The sequence below is a fragment of the Spirosoma spitsbergense DSM 19989 genome (assembly GCF_000374085.1).
In the GTDB taxonomy this organism is placed as follows: Bacteria; Bacteroidota; Bacteroidia; order Cytophagales; family Spirosomataceae; genus Spirosoma; species Spirosoma spitsbergense.
In genome coordinates this window covers 18584-44260 of the sequence record NZ_KB893582.1, presented here as the reverse complement: position 1 = coordinate 44260, position 25677 = coordinate 18584, and the positions used below count along the sequence as shown (strand labels likewise).

At 52.0% G+C, this 25677-nt stretch carries 26 protein-coding genes and 2 pseudogenes; 13 read left to right on the top strand and 15 right to left on the bottom strand.

Features of this window, described 5'->3' with window-relative positions:
• Window positions 1–1038 precede the first annotated feature (1038 nt).
• Window positions 1039–2787 carry an ABC transporter ATP-binding protein gene (locus B157_RS0127095; protein WP_020606454.1) on the top strand — a complete coding sequence of 583 codons (1749 nt, stop codon included), beginning with the start codon at window positions 1039–1041 and terminating at the stop codon, window positions 2785–2787.
• 14 nt (window positions 2788–2801) lie between these two features.
• Complete coding sequence (locus B157_RS0127090) at window positions 2802–4565, top strand: ABC transporter ATP-binding protein (protein ID WP_020606453.1); 1764 nt, start codon at window positions 2802–2804, stop codon at window positions 4563–4565.
• 77 nt (window positions 4566–4642) lie between these two features.
• On the opposite strand, the gene B157_RS0127085 is transcribed toward B157_RS0127090, so the two are convergent.
• Window positions 4643–5578: a sterol desaturase family protein gene (locus B157_RS0127085; RefSeq protein ID WP_020606452.1), complete on the bottom strand. Its 936-nt coding sequence runs from the start codon at window positions 5576–5578 to the stop codon at window positions 4643–4645.
• Between the two features lie 218 nt (window positions 5579–5796).
• On the opposite strand from B157_RS0127085, the gene B157_RS0127080 reads away from it, so the two are divergent.
• Window positions 5797–6384, top strand: a complete 588-nt coding sequence (locus tag B157_RS0127080; protein WP_020606451.1) for a hypothetical protein — start codon at window positions 5797–5799, stop codon at window positions 6382–6384.
• A 263-nt stretch (window positions 6385–6647) separates the two neighbouring features.
• Here the strand turns inward: B157_RS0127080 and B157_RS0127075 are convergent, their stop codons facing one another.
• The gene (locus B157_RS0127075; RefSeq protein WP_020606450.1) at window positions 6648–7796 is read right to left on the bottom strand and encodes a hypothetical protein; all 1149 of its coding nucleotides are present in this window, start codon (window positions 7794–7796) and stop codon (window positions 6648–6650) included.
• Between the two features lie 143 nt (window positions 7797–7939).
• Entirely contained in the window at window positions 7940–8137 is a 198-nt protein-coding gene (locus B157_RS0127070; RefSeq protein ID WP_026308991.1) for a hypothetical protein, read from the bottom strand.
• A gap of 283 nt (window positions 8138–8420) precedes the next feature.
• On the opposite strand from B157_RS0127070, the gene B157_RS0127065 reads away from it, so the two are divergent.
• From B157_RS0127065 to B157_RS0127030, 10 genes and pseudogenes are all read left to right on the top strand, one after another.
• On the top strand, window positions 8421–9002 hold the full coding sequence (locus tag B157_RS0127065; protein ID WP_020606448.1) for a Crp/Fnr family transcriptional regulator: 582 nt from the start codon (window positions 8421–8423) through the stop codon (window positions 9000–9002).
• 94 nt (window positions 9003–9096) lie between these two features.
• Complete coding sequence (locus B157_RS0127060; RefSeq protein WP_020606447.1) at window positions 9097–9582, top strand: hypothetical protein; 486 nt, start codon at window positions 9097–9099, stop codon at window positions 9580–9582.
• Between the two features lie 68 nt (window positions 9583–9650).
• Entirely contained in the window at window positions 9651–10745 is a 1095-nt protein-coding gene (locus tag B157_RS0127055) for an alkene reductase (RefSeq protein WP_020606446.1), read from the top strand.
• Between the two features lie 53 nt (window positions 10746–10798).
• On the top strand, window positions 10799–11515 hold the full coding sequence (locus B157_RS0127050; protein WP_020606445.1) for a 3-ketoacyl-ACP reductase: 717 nt from the start codon (window positions 10799–10801) through the stop codon (window positions 11513–11515).
• A gap of 43 nt (window positions 11516–11558) precedes the next feature.
• On the top strand, window positions 11559–12251 hold the full coding sequence (locus B157_RS0127045) for a DsbA family oxidoreductase (RefSeq protein ID WP_020606444.1): 693 nt from the start codon (window positions 11559–11561) through the stop codon (window positions 12249–12251).
• Between the two features lie 88 nt (window positions 12252–12339).
• Window positions 12340–13020, top strand: coding sequence for a type 1 glutamine amidotransferase domain-containing protein (locus tag B157_RS0127040; RefSeq protein ID WP_026308990.1), 681 nt, complete (start codon window positions 12340–12342; stop codon window positions 13018–13020).
• A gap of 66 nt (window positions 13021–13086) precedes the next feature.
• Complete coding sequence (locus tag B157_RS40335; protein WP_342664718.1) at window positions 13087–13257, top strand: hypothetical protein; 171 nt, start codon at window positions 13087–13089, stop codon at window positions 13255–13257.
• Between the two features lie 78 nt (window positions 13258–13335).
• Window positions 13336–14088 (top strand): alpha/beta hydrolase, encoded by a 753-nt coding sequence (locus B157_RS36060; protein WP_342664717.1) that lies wholly within the window; start codon window positions 13336–13338, stop codon window positions 14086–14088.
• A gap of 131 nt (window positions 14089–14219) precedes the next feature.
• Window positions 14220–14501, top strand: a pseudogene (locus B157_RS40610) (alpha/beta hydrolase); the annotation flags it as partial.
• Window positions 14502–14551: 50 nt separating this feature from the next.
• Window positions 14552–16075 (top strand): glycine--tRNA ligase, encoded by a 1524-nt coding sequence (locus B157_RS0127030; protein WP_020606440.1) that lies wholly within the window; start codon window positions 14552–14554, stop codon window positions 16073–16075.
• Between the two features lie 71 nt (window positions 16076–16146).
• On the opposite strand, the gene B157_RS40160 is transcribed toward B157_RS0127030, so the two are convergent.
• The 12 genes and pseudogenes from B157_RS40160 to B157_RS0126965 all read right to left on the bottom strand — a co-directional run bounded on the left by B157_RS40160 (window position 16147) and on the right by B157_RS0126965 (window position 25669).
• Window positions 16147–16464, bottom strand: a complete 318-nt coding sequence (locus B157_RS40160) for a Uma2 family endonuclease (RefSeq protein ID WP_281168512.1) — start codon at window positions 16462–16464, stop codon at window positions 16147–16149.
• Entirely contained in the window at window positions 16437–16640 is a 204-nt protein-coding gene (locus B157_RS40155; protein WP_281168511.1) for a hypothetical protein, read from the bottom strand. The genes B157_RS40160 and B157_RS40155 overlap by 28 nt, the downstream gene beginning before the upstream one ends.
• Window positions 16641–16668: 28 nt before the next feature.
• Window positions 16669–16845 (bottom strand): hypothetical protein, encoded by a 177-nt coding sequence (locus tag B157_RS39900; protein ID WP_020606437.1) that lies wholly within the window; start codon window positions 16843–16845, stop codon window positions 16669–16671.
• 44 nt (window positions 16846–16889) lie between these two features.
• Complete coding sequence (locus B157_RS0127010) at window positions 16890–18155, bottom strand: sulfate adenylyltransferase subunit 1 (RefSeq protein WP_020606436.1); 1266 nt, start codon at window positions 18153–18155, stop codon at window positions 16890–16892.
• A 93-nt stretch (window positions 18156–18248) separates the two neighbouring features.
• The gene (gene cysD / locus B157_RS0127005) at window positions 18249–19145 is read right to left on the bottom strand and encodes a sulfate adenylyltransferase subunit CysD (protein WP_026308989.1); all 897 of its coding nucleotides are present in this window, start codon (window positions 19143–19145) and stop codon (window positions 18249–18251) included.
• 87 nt (window positions 19146–19232) lie between these two features.
• Complete coding sequence (locus B157_RS0127000; RefSeq protein ID WP_020606434.1) at window positions 19233–19961, bottom strand: phosphoadenylyl-sulfate reductase; 729 nt, start codon at window positions 19959–19961, stop codon at window positions 19233–19235.
• 2 nt (window positions 19962–19963) lie between these two features.
• The gene (locus tag B157_RS0126995; RefSeq protein ID WP_020606433.1) at window positions 19964–21061 is read right to left on the bottom strand and encodes a Gfo/Idh/MocA family protein; all 1098 of its coding nucleotides are present in this window, start codon (window positions 21059–21061) and stop codon (window positions 19964–19966) included.
• 7 nt (window positions 21062–21068) lie between these two features.
• Window positions 21069–21524, bottom strand: a pseudogene (locus tag B157_RS40330) (type II toxin-antitoxin system VapC family toxin).
• Complete coding sequence (locus B157_RS0126980) at window positions 21521–21823, bottom strand: UPF0175 family protein (RefSeq protein WP_020606431.1); 303 nt, start codon at window positions 21821–21823, stop codon at window positions 21521–21523. Before B157_RS0126980 ends, B157_RS40330 begins: the two are co-directional and overlap by 4 nt.
• Window positions 21824–21927: 104 nt before the next feature.
• Complete coding sequence (locus B157_RS0126975) at window positions 21928–23121, bottom strand: trans-sulfuration enzyme family protein (protein ID WP_020606430.1); 1194 nt, start codon at window positions 23119–23121, stop codon at window positions 21928–21930.
• A gap of 68 nt (window positions 23122–23189) precedes the next feature.
• Entirely contained in the window at window positions 23190–24260 is a 1071-nt protein-coding gene (locus B157_RS0126970; protein WP_020606429.1) for a sulfite exporter TauE/SafE family protein, read from the bottom strand.
• A gap of 215 nt (window positions 24261–24475) precedes the next feature.
• Entirely contained in the window at window positions 24476–25669 is a 1194-nt protein-coding gene (locus B157_RS0126965) for a S8 family peptidase (protein WP_020606428.1), read from the bottom strand.
• Window positions 25670–25677 lie beyond the last annotated feature (8 nt).

Sequence of the window (25677 nt, the reverse complement as noted above, 5' to 3'; positions counted from 1 at the left end):
CAGCCGGGTGGCCGGAGCCATACCAGCTTAGCCGGGAGTAGGGCTTGCCGTCTTGTTGGGTGATGTCTGGTGGAGTCTGGCTGGCTTCGAGAGCGAAGCATTGCTTGGTCAACGTGTTGACACAAGCCAATAAACTGACCTCCAAACCACGTTGGGCTTTACCCGCACAGGACGACCAGAATNTGTCGAGACCAAAGGTTTTAGTGCCACTTTTGGGCAGGAAACTACAATCGACAATGCCAATAAATGGCCCTTGTGTGAAGTCGATACAGGCTTTGTTGAAGGTCAGCCAGTCAAAGCAGGTAGCGAAGTGTCGGCGGAAAGTAAGTTCAGTAAATGAGGAATAGCGGGCGAGGTTTTCAAACGTAGCGCGTCCCTGTCGGCCTAATAAGACAGAGAAGAGTTCGGTTAGAAAAGTACGCTGATGCTTGTTCACGTTGAAAAGTTTAGCCAATATTGGCTTGAGAATCGCTTCGATGCTCATGGCCGGGCCGCCGGTGCGGTCGTAGGGTATGAAATGGGGATTTCAAGCTTACGACCCTTTTTGCATTTGGCCAAATCAAGCACTAAAACTGCTCACAGTATTAAACCTAAGACTACGTTTTGTCACCGGAAACCAGAATAACAAATGTCGGGCTTGCCTAACCAAGACGTTCCCTCTATAGCCAAAACCCGGAAATGCAGACATTTTATGGACCCGCACCCAACATATATATGTACGAAACTTCGCTTACTATCAAGTTGTTGAAAATCAGGTAGTTGCTATTGAGAGCTCGGTGAAATGCTTTTATTTTTAGGTAACTATTTTGTTCAACCCTGCTTCGATTGTAAGAATAGGCTGCGGGACCGGTATATACAAGATGATGGCTAAAAAAGTTACCCTGATTGACGCTGAGTTTAACATACGGTGGTGGGACGACGGGTATCCGCGTGGTTTGCAGTCTGGCGTACTGGGTTAGGGCAGACTGCCCATCCGCGCTATCTTCTTCTATTTTCGTACCTTTAAATTCGTCCACCTAAAGCCTTTCCAGTTCATATATGCCCAAACCCGGTTCTCCCCAGGAAGTCCCCAAAAAGAAATCATTGCCCCTGCTGGTTTTACTGAAGCCCTACACGCGCACGGTTCTGGGCCTGGTGCTGTTGGCCCTGCTGAGCAACGGGATAAACCTGGTGCTGCCCATGCTCATTGCGCATGGTATCGATGATTATTCGGCGGGGACGTTTGCGTTGCGGACCACGCTGATTCAGTTCATGGTGGCTACCGGGCTCATTTTCGTATTCACGTATTGGCAAAGCGTTGTCCAGACCTACGCGTCGGAGCGGGTGGCGCGGGATTTACGGACGCAGTTGGCCGCCAAAATATCGCGGCAGAGTTTTGCGTACATCCAGCAAACCAACCCGGCCAAACTGCTGACTAACCTGACGTCGGACATCGACTCCGTCAAACTGTTCGTTTCGCAGGCCATCGTTTCCATCGTGTCGTCGCTTTGCATCATCGTTGGGGCCGCTATCCTGCTCATCAGTATCAACTGGAAACTGGCGCTGGCCGTGCTGACGATTGTGCCCATTATCGGGCTCACATTTTATACGCTGATGAAAAAAGTGCGGGTGCTGTTCATGCAGGGCCGGGAGGTAATCGACTGGCTCAACAAGGTGATCAACGAAAGCATCCTCGGCTCGGCCCTGATTCGGGTCGTCAACTCTCAACAGCTCGAATACGACAAGTTTCTGGCTGCCAATACCGATGCCAAAAACATAGGAATGTCGATTTTACGGCTGTTTGCGGGGCTCATTCCGGTTATCAGCTTCACGGCCAATATGGCCGGGCTGATTATTCTGGTGCTGGGCGGGCATTTCGTTATTACCGGCAGCATGACGCTGGGCGATTATGCGGCTTTCAGCAGTTACCTGGCGCTGCTGATTTTCCCGATCATCGTCATTGGGTTTATGAGCAATGTGATTGCCCAGGCGTCGGCTTCCTACGAGCGCGTTAGCGCAGTACTACAGGCACCCGAAACCGTCCGGACCGGTACGGTAAACGTCCGTCTGAACGGCGACATCGAACTGCGCGATGTGTCGGTTTATTACGGCGATAAACCAGCCCTTCAGCACGTCTCCTTTTCGGTGAAAGCGGGTACTCGAACGGCCATCGTAGGGCCAACGGCAGCCGGAAAAAGCCAGCTCCTGTTTTTGCTGACCGGCCTGATAGACCCCACGTCGGGAACGGTCCTGTACGATAACCGGCCCATCGGCGACTATGAGGAAGAATCCTTTCATCGGCAGGTGGGTTTCGTGTTTCAGGACAGCATCACGTTCAATCTGAGCATTCGGGAGAACATTGCCTTCTGCGAAACCGTGACGGATGAGGCCCTGGAGAAAGCCATCGACACGGCGGCACTGCGTGATTTTATCGAATCGCTGCCGGACAAGCTGCAAACCGTCGTTTCGGAGCGGGGGGCGAGTTTGTCGGGTGGTCAGAAACAGCGTATTATGCTGGCTCGCGCCCTGGCCCTCAACCCTACCATACTGTTGCTGGATGATTTTACGGCGCGGGTAGATCCGCAGACCGAGCAGAAAATTCTGGCCAATGTGCAGCAAAACTACCCCGGCCTGACGCTTATTTCCGTCACGCAGAAAATCGCGCCCGTTGAAGACTACGAGCAGATTATCCTGCTGATGGAAGGCCGCGTCCTTGCTAAAGGTACCCACGCTGAACTGATGACCAGCACGCCTGAATACGTTCAGATTTACCAGTCGCAACGCAGTACCAACCAGTACGTAAACTAACCCGGTTTACCCCCATGAACTACGACCTAAACCAGGCCACCAGTCCAAAAGCCGAAAAAAATGCGACGTATAAGGCGCTCCGAAAACTGCTGGCCCTCATCGACGATGAACGCCGGACGCTGCTGATGGCCTTCGGCGCTATTATCGTTAATTCGGGACTGACACTGGTTGGGCCGGTGGTTATTGGCCGGACCATTGACACCTATATCCAGACGAAGCAGTTCGACGGGGTGGTGCGGAACGCTGGTTTTCTGCTGGTCATCTACGTCATTGCTTTTGGTACCAACTACCTCCAGACCCGGCTGATGGGTGGGGTAGGGCAGCGCACCCTGTTCAAACTCCGGAATGCGGTCTTCAATAAACTACAGGAACTACCCGTGGCTTTCTTTAACCAGAACAAAGCGGGCGACCTTATTTCCCGCATCAACAACGACACCGACAAACTGAATCAGTTTTTTTCGCAGTCGCTGATGCAGTTCGTGGGGAGTATTTTTATCATGACCGGGGCGGGTCTATTTCTGCTGTTTATTGATTTGCCCCTCGGTGCCGCAGCCCTCTCGCCAACATTGCTGCTGTTGCTTTTCACAAACCTGACAGCGGCTTGGGTGAAGCGAAAAAACGCCGTGAATCTGAAGAGCGTGGGGAACCTGAGTGCCGAAATTCAGGAAAGCCTGGACAATTTCAAGGTTGTGGTTGCCTTTAACCGGCGCGACTATTTTCGCAAACGCTTCGACGAGGCCAATCAGCAAAACTACCAGACGTCTATTGGCGCGGGCCTGGCCAACAACGTTTTTTTGCCCGTATATGGCATGGCGGCCAACATCGGTCAGCTGATTGTGCTCACCTTCGGCATCTACCTGATTTCGACGGGGAATTTTACGGTGGGGCTGTTAATCAGTTTTTTCTCCTACGTAACGAATGTATATAACCCGCTCCGGCAACTGGCTACCCTGTGGTCCAACTTTCAGGTTGCCCTGGCGGGCTGGGACCGCATTTCGCACCTGCTGGCCATGCAGACAAACCTGCAAACCATCAGTAACCCGGTAACGCTTCCGACCGATTCGCTGCTGACTTTTCAGCACGTATCCTTCAGCTATCCCAATGGTCAGGAGGTGCTGCACAACATTAATTTTGACCTGAAACGGGGCAAAACCTACGCGCTCGTTGGCCCGACGGGGGGCGGCAAAACAACAACGGCTTCGCTGATTGCCCGCCTGTATGACCCCACTGTCGGCACCGTTTTGCTCGATGGAAAAGATATTCGCGCCTACACCGCCGGGGAGCGCAGCCGTAAAATAGGGTTTATTCTACAGGAGCCGTTTTTGTTCACCGGTACCGTTCGGGAAAACATCCTGTATGGAAATGAAGCCTATCAGAATCAATCCAACGAGCAGCTGGCCGCAGCCATTCGGCGGGCTAATCTGGATAGGCTGCTGGAGCGATTTGATGAGGGGCTGGACACAAAGGTTCAGGCGAGTAGCGACGCGATTAGCCTGGGGCAGAAACAACTGATTGCCTTTATGCGGGCCGTACTCCGAAACCCTGAACTGCTTATTCTGGACGAGGCCACCGCCAATATAGACACCGTAACGGAGCAACTGCTTGACGAGATCCTGCAAAACCTGCCCGAAACCACTACGCGCATCATCATTGCCCACCGGCTGAACACCATCGAAACGGCCGATGAGATATTCTTCATCAATGCCGGTGAAGTTACCCAAGCCGGTTCATTCACTGACGCAGTGGACAGGCTGCTGCACGGGAAACGGGTCAGTTAAAACGACTTCAGCCCATTCCGCCCTCTGAAGCCAGGGGATAGAATGGGCTGAAAGTAACAGAATACGTGTTAGTTAGATCAGGCCGAAACCTCCATTTCTTCCACTTCCTGAAGTTGTAGCCGCTTCTTTTCCAGCGCAATTTTTACCGGGCTACCGAAAACATAGAAGAATTTCCTGCGGAATCCTTTTGCTTGTCTCACATCGGCAATCATCTCCTTTACTTCATGAAAGTTGATGAAGAATGGGTCGGCTTTGTTGCCGGTCAGGTTAGTCGTAACGCCGTAGATGACCTGCTCTTCTTCGGGTTGATAGGTGCCAAAAATACGGTCCCAGAAAATGAAGGTAGCTCCAAAGTTTTTATCGATGTATTTCTCCTGCGAACCGTGGTGTACGCGGTGGTTGGAGGGCGTCGCAAAAATATATTCAACCCAGGAAGGCATACGGCGGATGTATTCGGTATGCACCCAAAACTGGAACAGCACCGCTAATTGATTGGTCACAAAGAAAACAATCGGGTGAAAACCTATCAAGGCTACCGGGATAAAGAAGATGATTTTTATGTGCTGAATCCAGCTCAACCGGTATGACACCGTCAGGTTATAATGCTCGCCGGTATGGTGTACAACGTGGGTAGCCCACCAGAACCGCTGACTGTGCGAAACCCGATGCGCCAGATAACTGAAGAAATCAAGGATGACGTAGCAGGGGAGAAGCGTCCACCAGTTCAGTTCCATACGCCACGGAATCAGGTTGTATAGCCATATGAAAAAATAAAGTAACCCAATCTTGATTACAGACGTAACGGCCAGATTTCCCAGTCCTACCAGAATGGAACCAATCGTTTCTTTTTTCTCATAAAATTCATGATCCTGGTAATACGTAACCACCATCTCCACCACGGTAAAGAAGAGCATAAAGGGTACGGCCCATAAAATAATGTTGGGTATGCTGTGCCCAATAGAATCAATGTCTGCCATTGAAATCTTGTCGGCACCGAATAAGGAAAAAGGCATACGGATAGTTAGTTATTGATAACAGGTTATATCCTACCAACTCCATTAACAAATTTCAGTTCATTTGTATCGTCTTTTTGTTGAAATAGTACTATTTTAGCTTGATAAAGTTAATATTTTAACAAGCTAAAATTTACTGGTTGAGCGCGTACCCCGTATGTAAGCCAATTGGGAAATCAGGGCAATGCATTACTTTTGGGTAACTAATCTGGCTATATATGACTCGATATCTCCCGGTTGCAGCGGCTCTGTGCTTATTGCTTTTTTTAAATAACTGTAAAAACCGTCAACAGACGACGGGGCAGGTTACCGATTCAACGGCCGTTGTTACCGAAGCCGAACCGGTATCGCCGGATGATGTTGTCATTACCGAACGCCTGGCCGATCTGGGCTTAACAGCCACCAGTGACTGGCGGGGTGTCAACGTTGGGGATGCTTTCGCACATGTCAGTGCCGTTGAAAAAAGTGAGCCGTTCGAGCAGGATGCCGAACATCGTGGCTACACCATTGAGTTGAAAAAGCTCGAAACGGCCGATGTGCTCTATTACCAGACGGATAAAAAAGTGTCGGCTATCGACATTGACCTGTTTCTCAACAGCCGTCAGTCTGTTACTGATTATCAAAAAGACCTGGAACCCTACTTTACTGCCCGATACGGAGCACCCAAACCCGGTGGTGGTGGTACTAGCTGGACCGGTCGGAACGGGGAGACAGTTACTCTGAGCGATGTGTCGAAGGGCAAGGATTACGGCCTGAAAATCAGGATGGCCTCGGCTGGTAGTCCCGCTACGGCTTCGGCAAAGTGACCGGGCGGGTCAGTAACCCAGTTAACCAGATTAGCCAAACGCTCTGCTATTAGCCAGGAAGTAGGAGACTTTGGATAAATCAATTGCGAAGGCAGGTCTTTCCTATAAAAAAAGACATGGAACACGGATGACACGGATTGAACGGATTTTCACTAAAACCAGCGATAGGTAATAAATTTATCCGTGAGAATCTGTTCAATCCGTGTCATCCGTGTTCTGATTTTAGTCACCACTGAGCGAATCCAGTTTTTATAAGAAGGCGGCTACTTGTAAAACCCCCAAACTTCCCGACTACCGATTACGGGTTTTAATACCATAATCGGAACAATAAATTCATCCAGCAGCGTACGGTCATTCAGGTACTCGTCTGCCAATCGATTAACCGGCCGATGCGTCCCGGTCTTCTCGGTGGAATTCGTGTAGGTGAAGGTAACGGGCAGCGCGTAGGTGCCCGCCAGCCCCGGACCTAGCCGGGGGAGTTTTTCCAGGGCTTGCCTGACCTCGCTGGTAAAGCCAAATCCTGCATTTTCGGGGCTGAGGATCGTAACGTTTTTTACATCGCCCAGTTCGCTCACCTCAAAACCGGCGTACACGCGGCTGTAAACGGCCTGAGTCCAGGCTACACCGGGATATACAATCCTGTTATGAAGTTCCTGGTTAAAAACAGCATCATTCCGTAATGGATGCCTGTTTAACTGGCTGGCAGCGGATAGGCTATCATAGTAGGTAATAACCTGTATCACCTCATTTAACGTAAGGTCTTTGTCGGGGATTTGCCGGGCCATTATTTCCGACTGGTCATAGAACCTGTCCAGCAATGACTTTTTTGTCAGGGCGATGTACTCGGGTTGCGCGTTTCCCTTCTGAATGAAATAATTCCTGAAAATCTGGTACGCTCCACTAACGTTTGACTGCTTCTCGTAGCCGTTTCCACCCGCCCCGCCCGGCACCAGTTTCTTGCCTGAACTTACCAGAAATTTGGTGGGCCCGTCATAAAGTTTGCTGAAGTAGCTGAAACTGGAAACACCCGGCAGGTTCGCTTTTTGTCGGGTATATTCTACACCGTTGATGGTGAATTGCGCGGGTGTTATCGTTCTGGTTGTCGAGTCACCCGCCAGTTTGCACAGTACCTCATTGGAAAACAGATTATAGGCCAGTTCTCCCTTGATTTCTACTCCCCTGCTATCCAGACGAAAAGTACCGGCCTGCCAGATGGGGAAGGTAGAAAACTGGGTGCCCTTGTAAGTCACCTGATTATGCATGGCTGCCAGACTGGACTGCGAGCCTGTAGTGGCAGAATAAAGATCGCAGGTGGTATAAACCTGTCCGTTTTTTTCCTGAAAGATGATGCATTGCCCCTGGAGGTCAGTGATACACATGGTTCCAAAAATCAGGATTAGCCAGGTTTTCATACGGCAGTTGATTACAAGGGATGGATGGAAAAAAGGAAGTTCAGCATAAAACTCAACTATAGCAATAAAATCATAAAATATAGTATGAAATCACTTTTTAGCTTAGCTGGTTCCCCTGTAAAAAATCGCCTGGACAAGCGGGTTCAGCCACCAATCCGAACCCGGCTCAGGCGAATGCCGGGCTGGTTAAACTGCCGCTGCATGTCGGCCCATACCCAGTCAATTGCTTCATCCGGATCGGCTGCGGCAACTAGTAGCTCGCCCTGTTGGCGAATCAGCTGATTGCTCTCATCCAGTACGTCGAACACGACGCGAATTAGTTGTTTCTTTCTAGTCGCCATAATTATCACATGTCTAAACAGGTGGGTTGGTCAGCCCAACCCTCTCATCCTGGTGATATACCTTCCCGCGGGAGCCGCCAGGGTAGTCGATGTCCGGTATATAACCTGAATGGTTGAACTGATTCCGGGCTAAACTTACGGAGTATATATTTTACTTGTATGCTATACCATAAAAATATATTATAATGCGGGGTAGGGTAATTTCCCGGTTGGGAGCCGCTGACTACGCGAATCGACTGGCCGGGTTGCCTAACCAAAGGCTTTTTGGCCTATTTTCGCGCCTATGTTCGACGTTTTTTTTACGCATGTAAACGAAAAGGTATCCCTGACCATAGCAGAGCAGGAGCAGCTGAAAACCTTTTTCCTCCCCAAAAAGCTGCGTAAGAAACAGTACCTTCTCCAGGAGGACGATGTATGCCGGTATATGGCGTTTGTTGAGAAAGGGCTGCTGCGGTCGTACAATGTAGACGACCGGGGTAACGAACACATGCTCCAGTTTGCCTGGGAGGGCTGGTGGATAGCGGACACCTACAGTTTTTTGTCTGAGGAACCAGCTGCCTATAACATCGATGCCATCGAAGACGCTGAACTACTGCTGCTGTCACTACCCCAGTTTGAGGAAATGACCCTGCAGATACCCAAGATGGAGCGATACTTTCGCATTCTGTTCCAAAACAACATCATCGCCAAAGAACGGCGGCTGATTAGCTCCATCACGTATTCGGCGGAGGAAAAATATCTTCGCCTGTCGGCCTCCAACCCCGAACTCGTCCAGCGTATTCCGCAGCACCTGATCGCTTCCTACCTCGGCATTACGCCCGAAACCCTCAGCCGGATCCGTAAAAACCTGCTCCACCGACAGTAACTTTCTCTTGATCTAGATCAAGGCTATTTCTTACCATTTCTCAACGACTCGCCCTGCCAGGTCGCGGTACCTTTGTGCTACCAAACAAAGAGACATGGCCTATAAACACACCCTTGCCCTTATCGGCGCTGCCAGCCCAACGGGAACCCTGCTTGCCAGTCGCCTGGCCGATCGGTACCGGTTGCTGCTGATGGATTCGGACCTGTCGTTGCTGGCTGCTTTGCAGGAAACTATCCGGTTGCAACACCCCCGGGCGGATATGGAGGTGCTCAACTGCTGTAAGGATGCCTCCTGGGAGGCCGACATTGTTGTTGTCAGCGTAGCCGATGACCGGCTGGAAACCATTGCGGACCGCATTCGGGAGGTAATCACCTGCAAAACGGTAATTCAGTTCACCACGGCTGTTACTTGTACCGATACCCTGCAGCAACGACTACCCCACGCCAACGTAACAACGGTGGTCCTGAGCGGCAACGACACGAATCCAACCGCGGTTGTTCATGGAACGCACCCGGAAGCCCTTCAAACAACGACATCACTGCTGGTCATTCTTGGCTGCGTACCGCAGTACGCCGATTGATTTCGGGTAGCGTTTCTTTTCATAAAAACAGTCACCAACATGGCCGCAGGGTCATCATTTTCAATCTTATGCCTACACAAAACGTATTATCGCCCTATACCCTGTCAGGACTCACCCTGAAAAACCGGATGGTTATGGCTCCCATGACGCGTAGCCGTTCCAACAACGAAGGCAACGTGGCCACCACCCTCACGGCCGAATATTACGCTCAGCGGGCCACCGCGGGTCTGCTCATTACCGAAGGTACTTTCGTAAGCCCCAAAGCAGTCGGCTTTATTAATGTGCCCGCCATATACAGCGAGGCTCAGGTGGAAGGGTGGAAACTGGTCACGCAGGCGGTGCATGCGCAGGATGGTAAAATTTTCGCTCAGTTGTGGCACGTGGGCCGGATGTCGCACCCCGACCTGCACGACGGCGAATTGCCCCATGCTCCCTCGGCCATCAATCCGCACGCCAAAGCCTACACCCACCAGGGATTTCTGGATACTGTCACACCGAAGGAAATGACGGTTGAAGACATTGCCCAAACGGTGCAGGATTTTAAGCAGGCAGCCGCCAACGCCGAAGCTGCGGGCTTCGACGGTATCGAACTACACGCAGCCAACGGCTACCTGTTTCACCAGTTTTTTGTGGGGGCTTCGAACCAGCGCACCGACCAGTACGGCGGCTCCATCGAAAACCGCGCCCGGATTCTCTTCGAGACGCTCGATGCTCTGAACGGCGTTATTGACTATAGTCGGGTGGGTATCCGGTTCAACCCTTCCACGCACAACCTGTTTGGTATGGTGATCGACGAACAAACGATCCCGACGTTCGAGTACATCATCAAGCGGCTGAATGAGTACGGTCTGGCCTACATTCACCTGACCGAGCCCTTCACCGACGTGAGCGAAGTGCCCTTTGCGGCACCGGAAGTGGCCAGCCATTTTCGGCCGCTCTACAATGGGACACTGATCATCAACAAAGGGTTTACGAAAGAAAAGGCGGATCGGGTCATTGCGGAAGGCAACGCTGACCTGGTGGCGTTCGGGGTTCCGTTTATTGCCAATCCCGATCTGGTAAAGCGGTTTGCGATCGATGCGCCCCTGAACGAGCCCGATCCCCAAACCTTCTACACCACCGGTACGCTGGGGTACATTGACTATCCGGCCCTGTCGGCTTAGTTAAGAATCTATTTACTAACATCTCCGGCCCTGTGGCCGTTAATCTATAAACTATGGAATCACTAACAGGAAAAGTTGCCCTTGTCACCGGTGCCGGTAAAGGCATTGGCCGGGCTATTGCCATCGCGCTGGCGAACGAAGGGGTTCAGGTGGGTCTCGTCGCCCGCACCGAAAAGGACCTGCAGGCGGTAGCCGACGAACTAAAGGCTACGGGCGTGAAAACCGCCATTGCCACGGCCGATGTGAGTGATATTGCCTCCGTCAATGCGGCTGTCGAGCGTATTCAGTCGGCACTGGGCAACATCGATATTCTGATCAACAATGCCGGTACGGGTACGTTCGGGAAGTTTCTGGAACTGGAACCAGCCGACTGGGAGAATCAGGTAAAGGTAAACCTGTTCGGTACGTATTACGTGACCCGGGCAGTGCTGCCGCAGATGATCGACCGCAAAACCGGCGACATCGTGAATATTTCTTCGACGGCCGGCCTGAAAGGCAACGCCGGAACCAGTGCCTACAGCGCGTCGAAGTTCGGTGTGATGGGCCTGACCGAGTCTCTGATGCAGGAAGTGCGCAAACACAATGTCCGGGTTACGGCCCTGGCTCCCAGTACGGTGGTTACCGATCTGGCCCGTAGTTCGAACCTCATAAATAACAATGAGGACCGAATGATGCAGCCCGAGGATTTTGCCGAGCTCATTGTCTCGCAATTGAAACTGAACCGGCGGGTGTTTGTCAAGGACGCATCCATCTACTCAACGAATCCCTAAAGCCCCGGTCCGATACGCCTGCCGGACTAAACTAACAAACGCTATGAAAGTCGAGATATGGAGTGACGTTGTATGCCCGTTCTGCTACATCGGCAAACGGAAGTTTGAACTGGCCCTCGAAAAATTCGGGGCTAAAGAAACGGTTGAGATCGAGTGGAAAAGCTTCCAGCTCGATCCTGATATGGAATACGTAGAAGGTCAGTCGGTACACGAGTACCTGGGTCGGCGTAAAGGCGGCACCACCGCCGATGGCAAGCGCATGAACGACGGCATGGCGGCCATTGCCAAAGAGGTGGGCCTGAACTATGACTTTGACAAGGCCATCATCAATAACACCATGATGGCCCACCGGCTGTTACACTTTGCCAAAACGAAAGGGCTGCAGAATGAATTGAAAGAGCGGGTATTCCACGCCTATTACACCGAAGGCGAGAACGTCGGCGACGTGGCTACGCTGGTGAAGCTGGCTACTGAAGTTGGCCTGAACGCCGATGAGGCCCGGCAGGTGCTGGAAAGTGATGCCTACGAAGAAGAGGTGCGCAAAGACCAGTATTACGCTTACCAGATCGGGGTACAGGGCGTACCGTTTTACGTCTTCAACGATAAATACGCCGTGAGCGGGGCTCAACCCACGGAGGTATTCGCCAGGGTACTGGACCAGGTATGGCAGGAGGGAAAACCAACGCTGGTAGCAGCACCGGGCGAAGACTTCTGCGATATCGACGGCAATTGTTAGTCAGGTGCCCGACAACCTGTCGGCGCACAATCACGCATCAACCCGGCTGCTCCCGAAAAAAAGAGCGGCCATTAAAAAACAAAGTCTCATGAACGTATTAATTGTATTGACCTCGCACAGCGAGTTAGGTGACACCGGTGAGAAAACCGGTTTCTGGATCGAAGAATTTGCCGCTCCCTACTATACCCTGAAAGACGCCGGAGCCACCATTACACTGGCATCGCCCAAGGGTGGTCAGCCGCCTATTGACCCTAAAAGTGCCGAACCCGGCAACCAGACCGAGGCAACCCACCGGTTCGATCAGGATGAGGCCTTGCAGCAGTTACTGGCCAACACCAGCAAACTCAGCGACGTGAACGCCGACGATTTTGATGCGGTATTCTATCCCGGTGGCCACGGCCCGATGTGGGACCTGAACCAGGATCAGAACTCCATTCAGCTCATCCAGAATTTCTGGAAAGCGGGCAAGCCCGTAGCGGCCGTTTGTCACGCTCCTGCCGTATTACTGAACGTGACCGACGAGCAGGGCGACCCACTGGTGAAAGGCAAAAAAGTAACCGGCTTTACCAATACGGAGGAAGAAGCAGTCCAGCTTACCGACGTGGTTCCGTTCCTGCTGGAAGACGAATTGAAGCGCAAGGGAGGCCACTACAGTAAAAGCAGCGACTGGGCGTCGTACGTAGTCACCGACGGCATGCTGATTACGGGCCAGAACCCGGCTTCCTCGGAAGAAGCAGCGAAAACGCTTGTCGGGTTGCTGAAAAAATAACCTTTCAGAAAAACAGGACGCTTGATCGAACGGTTGTTTTATGACTCAATAACTCCGTTACTACTTATGGCGACTGAATCAAACATGGAAACCCGAACGGTCGATCCCGCCGTTGACCCGCTTATTGACACCCACGTCCGGGCGTTTCTGAAAGAGCTGAATGCCAATGCCGACGAACCGCTCGAAAAGAAAACCCCCGAGGCTGCCCGCGCGGTGCTCAGTGGGGCGCAGGCATAGGTTGAGGTTGACCTCTCGGGCATTACCGAATCAGAAAAAACCATTACGCACGACGGCCAGCCGCTTAAACTACACGTGGTGAAACCCGAAAACGCGGGCGACAACCTGCCGGTGTTCATGTTCTTCTACGGGGGCGGCTGGGTGTTGGGCGATTACCCGACCCACCAGCGCATGGTTCGTGACCTGGTTGTTTATTCGGGTGCCGCTGCCGTGTTTGTCGATTACACGCCCTCGCCCGAAGCGCACTACCCCGTGGCCATCAATCAGGCGTACGCGGCAACGAAGTGGGTCGCTGAAAACGGACGCGAGATAGGCGTTGATGGCTCCCGGCTGGCGGTGGCCGGCAATAGCGTTGGCGGCAACATGGCCACCGTAGTGGCCCTGATGGCCAAAGAGAAAGGCGGTCCCGAGTTGAAAATGCAGGTCCTCTTCTGGCCTGTTACTAATGCCAACTTCGATACCGAATCGTATCAGTTGTTTGCCGAGGACCGGTTCCTGACCCGGAGCCTGATGATGTGGATGTGGGACAACTACACCACAGATCCCGACGAGCGTAAAGAAATCTATGCTTCGCCCCTGCACGCTACCACCGAGCAGTTACAAGGGTTGCCCCCGGCACTCGTTCAAACGGCCGAAAATGACATCCTGCGCGACGAGGGCGAAGCCTATGCCCGCAAACTCGATGAAGCCGGGGTTCCCTACCTGCCTACCTGCACCCGCTACAACGGTATGATTCACGACTGGGGTCTGCTAAACGCCATCAGTACGGTACCCGGCACCCATTCGGCTATGTTGCAGGCCGGGGCCGAACTCAAAAAAGCGTTGCAATAAGTCCGTCACTATTTGTGGTGACCAAAAAAAATGAAAACGGTTAAGTTCTTTTTTGCTGGCTGCTGGGCAGATGCCAGCAGCCAGCAAAAAAACCAACCATAGTGTTTGTACACGGATGATGGGCCGATAGGTCTTCCTGGAGCAATGCGATTCCTTTGTTACGGGCTACAGGATACAACACGGTGGCGATGCAGAATCCTACTACCTCGCTGGAAGATGAGGTAATGTCTACGAAACGGGTCCTTGCCCGGATTGACGGGCTGGTTGTACTCGCTGGGCATTCCTGGGGCGGTTTCGTCGTTACCCAGGCGGGCCCGGTCCGATTACTTTTTACGCTGTTCCTTTCTTGTCGTCAGTCCTGTGTACTTATAATCGTTGGCCAATCGTCGCCAGGCGGGGTCGTCAAATTATAGCAGGTCTTAAAGTGGCACTTGGGCAGAAAACTGTATTTTTGCGCCCACGTATGAATACTACACAAACACCCGCCACCGGTTCCCCGGCGGCCACATTGCAGGATATTATCGCCCACGCCAAGGAATATGGCTTTGTATTCCCATCCTCTGAAATTTATGATGGACTACAGGCCGTGTACGACTATGGTCAGAATGGCGTAGAACTCAAGAATAACCTCAAAACACTTTGGTGGAAGGCCATGACCCAACTGCACGATAACCGCGACGGCGGACCGGTAGTTGGGATTGATGCCTCCATCTTTATGCACCCGCTCACCTGGAAAGCGTCGGGCCACGTTGACTCCTTCAACGACCCGATGATTGACAACCGGGACTCCAAAAAACGGTACCGGGCCGACCAGCTTCTCGAACTAAAAGCCGAAGCCTACGCCAACGCGGGCGACGAAGCGAAAAGCACGGCATTGTTGCAGGAAATGGGCCGTTTGCTGGGCGATAATGATCTGGAAGGCGTTCGGAACCTGATCATAGCTGAGGGCATCAAAGACCCCGTTTCGGGTACGGATAACTGGACGGAAGTAAGGCAGTTCAACCTGATGTTTTCAACGCAGGTGGGTTCGCTGGCCGAAGATGCCAGTTTGATTTACCTCCGCCCCGAAACCGCGCAGGGTATTTTCGTTAATTTCCTGAACGTGCAGAAAACGGGCCGGATGAAGATTCCGTTTGGTATTGCCCAGATTGGAAAGGCCTTCCGGAATGAGATCGTAGCCCGGCAGTTCACCTTCCGGATGCGTGAGTTCGAACAGATGGAAATGCAGTTCTTCGTACGCCCCGGCACCGAAATGAAGTGGTACGAAACCTGGCGCGATACGCGGATGAAATTCCATCAGGCCATAGGACTCCCCGCCGAAAAACTAAAGTTTCACATTCACGAGAAACTGGCGCACTACGCCAATGCTGCCGTGGACATCGAGTACAAGTTTCCGTTCGGCTTCCGCGAAATGGAAGGCATTCACTCCCGCACTGATTTTGACCTGAAAGCGCACCAGGAACTGAGCCGCAAAAAACAACAGTACTTCGACAATGACATTGATCCGGCAACGGGCAAGCCCTTCGGTAATTACGTGCCGTACGTAGTGGAAACCTCCGTTGGGGCCGACCGGCTGTTTCTGGCTGTGTTCTGCAATGCCTTTACGAAAGAGGTTGTTGGCGAGGGCGACCAGCAGAAAGAGCGGACGTACCTGAAACTGCATCCGGCACTGGCCCCCATTAAAGCCGCCATATTCCCCCTCGTTCGGAAAGACGGTTTGCCCGAAAAAGCGGAAGAAATCATGAAGAGCCTTCGCTTCGAGTTTCGGGTCATTATGGAAGAGCGTGATGCCATCGGGAAACGCTACACCCGGCAGGATCTGATCGGCACGCCCTTCTGTATCGCTGTCGATTACCAGACGCTGGAGGACGACACCGTAACCGTTCGTTACCGGGATACCACAGAACAAATTCGTATTCCTATTAGTGAGTTGAAAGCCCACATTGGGCAGGAAGTGTCGATGGAGCGTTTGCTGGAGAAAATGTAAAAATTGATCCATCAGCCTACAGAAAAGCCCCGGAAGTTTACTCCCGGGGCTTTTCTGTAGGCAACCCGTTGTTATGAATTTGTTGACAGCAGCGTCCGAAGGGCAGCCATATTCGCAGGCGCATCAAAAATAGCCTTAACGGGAATCGAAAATTCGGCCAGCGTTTGACTAGTAGCTACGTCACCCATCCGAAAAAGCCCAACTAATGCGTAGGCTTCCGTATCGGCATCAAGGGAAAAAAGTTCTACCGTCTGGCGGGTAGGGTCAACGAGCCAGTATTCGCCTACGCCGTGGGCTGCGTAATCCTCAAACTTGACTTCCCGGTCGTTTCTCTGCGTGCTTTTCGACAGTACTTCTACCACTAAATCAGGAGCCGGATAGTAAAGCAGGTCGGGTTTGATAGTTGAGGCTTTAGCAAGACCAAATAGCAGATATCGGGTTCGTAGCTGTTGCGGGTTAACTCAACAAGGGCTTTTTCGAGCCTAACAATACCTACTTCCTGGGTATCAACAAATGCACTTAGCAACATACCAAGTCGCAGAACAACCGCATTGTGCTTTTCCAGGGCCGGTGAATGAACAACGATTTCGCCGTTAATGAATTCGGCCGCTTCGGCGGTCCGATTTCATATCGTCGTTCATCCATTCATAAAAGTCACGCCGACGTTTTTGCTCGTCATTCAGAATAGCCTGCACCTGCTGAATGATCTGCGGGGCTTTGGCGAGTCCACGCCGGGGTGATTCGAGTAATTGAGCCGCTAATTCGTTCATGTTTGTAGGAGGTATGTACCAAATATACGAAAAACCGAGGGTAACTACACTTCGCCCATTAGCATCAGGGCACCCACCGTTACGTTCGATGTTTCGTCGATCAGGATAGCACCGCCCGTTGTCCGGTTTTTAGGATAGGGGTCAAAACTAATGGGCTGGGCAGTCCGCAGGGTTACTTTGGCCATATCGTTTAACTTCAGGTTGTCAATGCCTTCAATCTGTTCGTAGGTTTCAATATTGAGCTGATACGCAATTTCCCGCACCGAGCAACGCGTGCGGAAGGTGCCTACCTGCAAAATGTATTTGCTTCCGGTCTTTAGTTCCTTCGTATCCATCCAGCAGAGCATGGCTTCCACCGTTTGGCTGGTTACCGGCAGGCGTTCAGTTCGCACGATGAGGTCGCCCCGGCTAATGTCAATATCAGTAGCCAGATGCAGGATAACCGACTGGGGTGTTGCGGCTTCGTCCAGGTGCTTCTCCGCTACTTCAATCGCTTCAATGGTCGAGGTGGCACCGGAGGGCAGAATGGTTATCGAATCTCCTTTACGAAATAGTCCGCTGGTAATTTTACCCGCGTAGCCCCGGTAGTCGTGCAGTTCGGCCGTTTGCGGACGGATAACGTACTGAACTGGAAAACGGGCGGGATGACGATCAAGGGGTTCTCCGTCGGATTCGTCGTTGATAGCCACCGTTTCCAGATGGTCGAGCAGGGTTGGGCCTTCGTACCAGGGCATGGACGTTGACCGGTCTACCACGTTATCGCCATTGAGTGCACTCATGGGAATGTAGGTAACCTGATGCGCATTCAGCTTTTTGGCCAGATCGGCGTAGTGAATGCAGATGTCGGAATATACATCCTGCGAATAACCGACCAAATCCATCTTGTTGATCGCTACCACCAGGTGGGGGATACCCAGCAGGGAGGCAATGAGCGAGTGCCGACGGGTTTGCTCCACCACGCCAAGCCGCGCATCGACCAGCACAATGGCCAGTTGACAGTTGCTGGCACCCGTCACCATGTTTCGGGTGTACTGAATGTGTCCCGGCGCGTCGACAATAATAAACTTGCGCTTCGGCGTCTGAAAATAGCGATACGCTACATCAATGGTGATGCCCTGTTCGCGCTCGGAGCGCAGGCCGTCGGTAAGGAGAGCCAGATCAATACTACCATCATTGCGGCTTTTACTGGCGCGCTCGATGGCTTCGAGCTGGTCGGTCAGGATGGATTTGGAATCGTAAAGGAGCCGCCCAATGAGCGTGCTTTTGCCGTCGTCAACTGACCCGGCAGTTATAAATCTAAGAAGGTCCATTTACTCAATGAGTGATTGAGCGAATGAGTGATTGAGCGAATGAACGTGTACACCGGATGGTATTCGCTCATTCGCTCATTCACTCATTCACAATTAAAAATACCCGCCTTTTTTGCGGTCTTCCATGGCGGCTTCGCTGAGTTGATCATCCATGCGGGTTTCGCCCCGCTCGGAGATGCGCGTCGCCTGAATTTCGGCAATGACACTGTCCAGCGTAGCCGCCTTCGATTCGGAGGCTGCTGTGCAGGAAATGTCGCCCACGGTACGGAACCGGACATTACGCCGGACTACCTGATCGTCGGCTTCGGGTTTGATAACGCCCCCGGCCGTGGCCATCAATTTGCCATCACGAATGAGTAACTCCCGTTCATGGGCGAAATAGATACTGGGCAATTCGATTTTCTCCCGCCGTATGTAGTTCCAGACGTCCAGTTCGGTCCAGTTAGAGATGGGGAAAACCCGGACGTTTTCGCCTTTGTGAATACGGCCGTTGTAGAGGTTCCAGAGTTCGGGTCGCTGGCGTTTGGGGTCCCAGGAGCCGAACTCGTCGCGCACGGAAAAGACGCGCTCTTTAGCCCGGGCCTTTTCTTCATCCCGACGGGCACCGCCAATGCAGGCATCGAATTCCCATTCTTCAATGGCATCCAGCAGGGTAAACGTCTGGAGGCCATTTCGGGTGGCATTCCGCCCCGTTGGCTCCTTCAGTTTCTTTTCCCGTATGGTGTCTTCCACATGACGAACGATCAGTTTCTCGCCGATCTGAGCCGCCAGTTTATCCCGGAAATTCAGTACTTCCTGGAAGTTATGACCCGTGTCGATATGAACGAGTGGAAAAGGAAGTTTACCCGGCCGGAACGCTTTGAGAGCCAGATGCACCAGTGTAATGGAGTCCTTGCCACCCGAAAACAGCAGCGCAGGTCGCTCAAATTGCCCGGCCACCTCCCGCATGATGTGGATGGATTCGGATTCGAGCTGATCTAAATAATTCATAGTAGTAAATAAAGAGCGAAAGAGCGAAAGAGTAAAAGAGCGAAAGGCTGGCACACGTGGGCTTACGCGACAGCAACTTTCGCTCTTTCACTCTTTCACTCTTTCGCCATGTAGTCCACACTCTTTCTTGGAGTTATCCTCCCACCACCAGCGACCGGCGCGGAAGTCTTCGCCCGGCTGGATGGCGCGGGTGCAGGGCTGGCAACCAATACTGACAAAGCCCCGGTCGTGGAGTGGGTTATAAGGGACGTTGTTGTCTTTTACGTACTGTTTTACTTCCTCAAAGGTCCAGTCCATCAACGGGTGGAATTTGTAGAGCGAATGCGCTTCATCCCATTCCAGTTGGGGCATCGACTGGCGGTTGGCCGATTGCTCGGCGCGGATGCCCGTAACCCAGATTTTCTGCCCTTTCAAGGCTCTGTTCAGCGGGGCCACTTTACGAATGCCGCAACATTCTTTCCGGTTTTCGACCGAGTCGTAAAAGCTGTAAGGGCCTTTGGTGCTCATCAGTACTTCTTCGGAGGCCCGCTCCGGAAAATAGGCTTCTATTTTTGTGGCGTACCGATCGTTTGTTTTTTTCCATACCGAATAGGTTTCGGCGAACATACGGCCCGTATCGAGGGTGAAAATGCGAATGGGAATGTTGTTCGATAGAATCAGGTCAGTAATTACCTGATCCTCGTAGCCCAGACTGGTCGAAAAAACGACCTCGCCGGGGAACAAGTTGGCCAGCGTCCGCAGGGCTTCGATATTGCTCAGACCCTGTAGCTTTTCTGTCAGGCTTTCGAGCGTGTATGAGGTTGGTTCTGCTATCATAACTAGTTCAATTTAACCACTTTTCCCGTTTTAGCCGACTGCCGGGCGGCATCCAGGATTTCCATGGTGATAATATTATTCTCCAGTGAAGTCAGTTCATCAGGTTTGGTTTCTCCCCGAATCAGCCGGGCGAAATACGTAAAAGGGTCAGGGGCGGTTGCTTCGGTTTGCGGGGCTTCAATCGCTTTGTCACTTTTCTCCCCCTTGAGCCGAACCTGCATTTTTGTGCCGTCTATCGTTTTAACGTAGCCTGTTTGCCCGTACACCTCCATGTCTTTCCGGCTGAACGGCCAGTTCCATGAAGCCTGAATAATCGTCTGAGTTTTCGGGTAGGTCACAATGATGGTCGCTTCGTCCTCTACTTTCGGATAGATGTCGGGTTTAATCTGCTGGGTTACCGCCATCACCGACGTTGGGCGCTGGTTGTGCATGAGCCAGGTAGACAGGTTCGCGCCATAGCATCCGAAGTCAAACAACGCACCGGCCCCATTAGTGGCTGGGTCGGTCAGCCAGCCGAAGAATTCCTTGCTGACCCCAATCTCCTTCGGTCCCTCGTGGCCGTCGTGCACCACAATTTTACGCAGGTCGCCGATGGCTTTGTCCGTATTGGCAATGGCATACGCCCGGTGATTGCTGCCGTACCAGGTCGTTTCGTAATTGGTCAGAAGCTGGACATTGTTTTTCCGGGCCAGCGCGGCCATTTGTTTCGCATCCGCATAACTGGTGGCCAGCGGTTTTTCGACCATCACATGGATACCACGCGGGGCACAGGCTTCTACTGTTTTTTTGTGATCTACAATTGGACCAAAATCCGTTACCGCTTCGGGCTTCGTTTTGTCGAGCATTTCGGCGATTGTCGGGTAAACTAAGCTCATGGGGAAACCATATCGTTTGGCAAGCCGCTCGGCCACTTCGCGATTGGGTTCTACAATGCCTACGATTTCGATGTCTGTCTGATTTGGCTGTTTATACGCTTTATTCAGAATGCCTCCGATGTGGTCATGAATCATACCCACCACCCCCACGCGAAGTGGTTTTTGAGATTGCTGGGCGTTGGCGATTTGGGCGGTGAGAAGGAGTAAAATAGTGAAAAGGCGCATAGCGTGTTTAGGGTTGTTTTGATGGATCAATCCAGATGACTTCTATAAACCTGCCATGCAGATGGTCGAAATCTTTATCCGTCGTGATAAGTATAGCTTCCAGCAAAGAAGCGGTTGCTGCTATCCAAAGATCATTTTTGTCCATGTTTCGGGCAGTTGTATCTAATGGAATATTCGCTAATTTGTTTTAGCTGAATGCATCGATTTGGGCATATTCCTGAATGAGTGGCTCGATGTTCACATCGATTATGGTTAGTTGACGCAACGTCTGCATGAGCAAGTCCCTACGTGCCACTCCCCATTGATTCTGTAGACATATTGACCAGAGTTCTCCAACGGTAACTGCCGATAGGAACGGTTTGGAATCAGGTGATAATAAACCGTATTCGTCATCCAGAAAGTTGGCTAAAGGCGACTTTTTCAGATAAGCAAGGATTATGTTCGTATCTAATAAGTAGGTCATTTGCCAATCTGATCTACTAATTCGCTCCAGGATTCCTGAATATCTAACTGGTCAATTAATTGATCAAATTTTTCGCGATCAAATGGCTTGGCCTCTGACTGTAAATTTTGCTTTACTCGGTCAGAGGTGGAATCAAAAGGCTGACGCAGCCGAATCATGAAATACGTCGGCGTTAGTTCAACTAATTCAGCCGCCTGTTCCAGTGTTATTTCTCCCTTCTCATAGAGTGCACGGGCCATTTCCCAACGAGCCTCATTGGGGTTCACTGTGTCAGGAACGGTTATCGTCAGCGTTTTCATAAGACCCTTATACGTTGGTTTTTAGTATAAAACTTCCCGGATTAAATCAGTTCCTATTCTTGACTTTAGCCTTTTAGAACTTATGTTGGCTTGGATTACCAGTTTCAGGCTACCTGCTCTTTGACCACCTCGGCCGACTTTTCTACCGCCTGCGTAAAATCGGCAATCAAATCCTCAATTGCTTCCAGACCCACCGAAATCCGAATTAAACCTGGCGTAATACCCAAAGCTGCTTTTTCGTCCGGTTTGAGTTTGGCGTGGGTCGTGGTATTCGGGTTGGTCACAATCGTGCGGGAGTCACCGAGGTTAGAGGAAAGACTTGGAATCGTGAGGGCATCAAAAAAGGCCTTTACCCGCTCGAAACCACCGGCCAGTTCAATGGTGACGATGGCTCCACCCGCGCTCATCTGCCGTTTAGCCAGTTCATATTGCGGATGGGAGGGAAGGAATGGGTATAATGCCCGCTCCACATCGGTATGGGCATCCAGTGCTTCGGCCAGTTGCAGGGCGTTGCGGCAGTGCCGTTCCATCCGCAAATCCAGTGTCTCCAGACTCTTGGACAGCACCCAGGCATTGAAAGGAGACAGCGATGGCCCGGTATGGCGGGCAAAGAACCGGATTTGCTGAATCAGATCAGCCCGGCCCACGACGATACCGCCCAGCACGCGCCCTTGTCCATCCATGTATTTTGTGGCCGAATGCACCGACAAATCAGCGCCTAAATCGATAGGCGTTTGCAAAATGGGGGTAGCAAAGCAGTTGTCGACATTCAATATAAAGCCGTATTTCACTTTCAGACGGGCCAGCATGGTCAGGTCAACCAGTTCCAGACCGGGGTTGGAGGGCGTTTCCAGATACACCATGCGGGTAATGGGCTGTATGGCCGCTTCCCACTCGGCTTCGGTGGCCGAGGCATCGACGTAGGTATGCGTGATACCCCATTTGCTCAGAATCTGGGTAATCACCTGGTGTGCCGACCCAAACAACGCCCGGCAGGCCACAATATGGTCGCCGGATTTCAGCAGAGCCGCCATACTGGCAAATACAGCCGCCATGCCCGTTCCCGTAGCAATACCCTCTTCGGCATTCTCCAGCATACAGACTTTATCGACAAACTCGGTTACGTTGGGGTTGGAGAAACGAGAGTAAATATTTCCCTCTTCGGTTTCTTCAAACAACGCTTTGCCCTGCTCGGCACTCTCAAACGTAAAACTCGATGTAAGGTACAGGGGTACAGAGTGTTCGCGGTTCTGCGACTGCCTGGCTTGCGTACGAATGGCTTTGGTCTGTTTTTTCATCAGGTAAAATGATAAAAGATAGTGGAGGAAAGGCGGGGGTCTTGTGTCTCTCTTCTTTTATCCTGTGTCTAAAAGAATAAAATGATTTTCCGCAAACTTACGATGATAACCACAATTCCGACCAGAATCATCATGGTTTTAACGGGTAGCTTCTGCGACAGGTGGGCGGCTATCGGGGCGGCAATCATACCACCCAGAATGAGTCCCAGAATAACCAGACCGTAGTTTCCCAGTCCGGCATAAAAGGCAAAAACGACGGACGAAGCGAACGAAACGAAAAATTCGGCCAGATTGACCGACCCAATCGTATAGCGTGGATGACGGCCGGCGGCTATCAGGGTGGAGTTAACAATAGGCCCCCAGCCACCGCCCCCAATGGCATCGACAAAACCGCCAAACCAGGCTAGCAACCCGATTCGCTTGATGGGTCGTTTCTTTGGTTTTTTGACCAGGGCTTTCTTCAAAATCAGGATACCCAGAATTGCCGTGTAGACGGAGATGCCGGGCGTTAAGTATTTAGCTACTACATCCAGCGTCGCTAACTGACTGAGTAAATAGGCACCTAAAGCCGCGCCGATAACGCCAGGAATCAGCACTACCTTAAACAGGCGGCTGTTGACGTTACCGAATTTAAGGTGCATATAGCCCGACACACCCGAGGTGAAGATCTCGGAACTATGCACGCTGGCAGTCGCAAATATCGGGCTGATACCTACGCTGGTCAGGAAGGTAGTGGCCGTTACGCCATAGGCCATACCTAAGGCACCGTCAATCATCTGGGCAACGAATCCGGCCAGAATGAAGTAAAAAATTTCAGGAGTGAGGTCAATGGTACTGGCCAGAAGCGTCAGCCGGTCCAGCGTAAAGTAGCTGAACAGCAGGTGACCAACCACCATCAGCGCCAGGGCCGAAAAAAAGTAGATGGCTATTTCCGTCCGGTTGCGTCGCCGAAGAAGGGGTTGTGCTGTACTCGTTTGGATAATAGCCGATGGAAAGGCGGTACGCAGCGCTTCGGCTTGCTGCACAGCGTTTGCTCCCTTAATACTGATCGTCAGTCCGCTAAGGTCAAGTACGGGCGTTGTCAGCGTTATCGGATTAGCGACTGAATCGGAGACGGAAGAAGCTACCTCTGGCTGCATACATTATAATGCCTATCGAGTTAATAGATTAATTCTTTTACGAAAAACGGCACATTGATGTGCCGCGTGCTGTACTGTCGTTTCAGACCCAATAACCTCACTATGGCTGAAAAGGTGCCACAAAGATAAGTCTGCCTGTAGGAAAGTTGCAAGCTGGCAGACCAAACTTCTGAATCAAAGCCTGTTCGCAGGTATGAATGAGTAACATGATTGAGCTACTCGCCTGCCAAAGGATCCGGTTTGCCGTCGGGGTCACCCATTACGGCACCGTGCTTCGGAAAGTTACTCCCCCGAATGAGCAAAAGACCTGCCACATGCGGTGCGGCCATTGAGGTACCGCTCAGGGTAGCATACCTCCCATCTTTGTAGGTTGACGTGATGTTGACTCCGTAAGCGCAAACGTCCACACCAGGGCCAAAGTTGGAAAAAGAGGCAAACTGATTGATTCGGTTCATGGCCGACACGGTAAATACATTGGCGTGATTTACCCGCGCCGGGGAATAGGCATCACTGTCTTTGCCATCGTTACCGGCAGCGATAGCGAATAGAATACCGGCATTGGCTGCCTGTATAATGACCCGTTCAAGCGTAGTAGATACTCCCTCACCACCCAGGCTCATGTTGACCACATCACCCGATTTGCCGTTTTGCAGCACGTAATTCACCGCCTGAATAATGCCTGATAGTTTTCCTTCGCCTAACTGGTCCAGTACTTTCAGCGCCACTAGTCGGGCTCCCGATGCTATGCCCGTCACACCAGCGTTGTTATTTTTCGCCCCGATAATGCCCGCTACGTGCGTGCCGTGTCCATTCAGGTCATCTGCCGATGTCTGGCCCGTCACGAACGAGCGGCTGCGTTCAGTGTCGACATTCAGGTCGGGGTGGTCCAGGTCGATACCGGTATCGATTACCCAGACGGTTTTATTCGTTTGCAGGTCGCCCCGTCCGTAGCCGGTTTGTACTATATTCCAGGGGAGGGTAGTCGACGTTGTTATGTCGACACAGCCACACATGGCCATAACGCGGTCTGGTTCAACAAGTATGACGGATGGGTCCTGGCGTAAGGTTTCGGATTCTTCTTTGGTCAGGTGGGCCAGGAAGCTTACCTGTTCGCTGGTAGCCAGCACGTCGGCCTGGGAATCAGCCACCGAATAATCAGCGAGAAACTGCCCGGCTATAGCTTCGATGGCGGCTGTGCGGGCATTCGAAGCCGAAGGGAGCGGTTGAGCAGGCTGGTAGGTAATAATGTAGAAACCGGCAATAGCAACCCCGTTGTTACTGGACGCTTTAATCAAACAATCGGGCGAAATACTGGCTGGCTCCACGTTGCTGTCGGTGTGGCAACCGAACAGGCCAAAGCCAAGCAGGGCAACGTTGGCAAGCGTCGTAAACGAGGAGAAACGTCGCATGGGGGTGT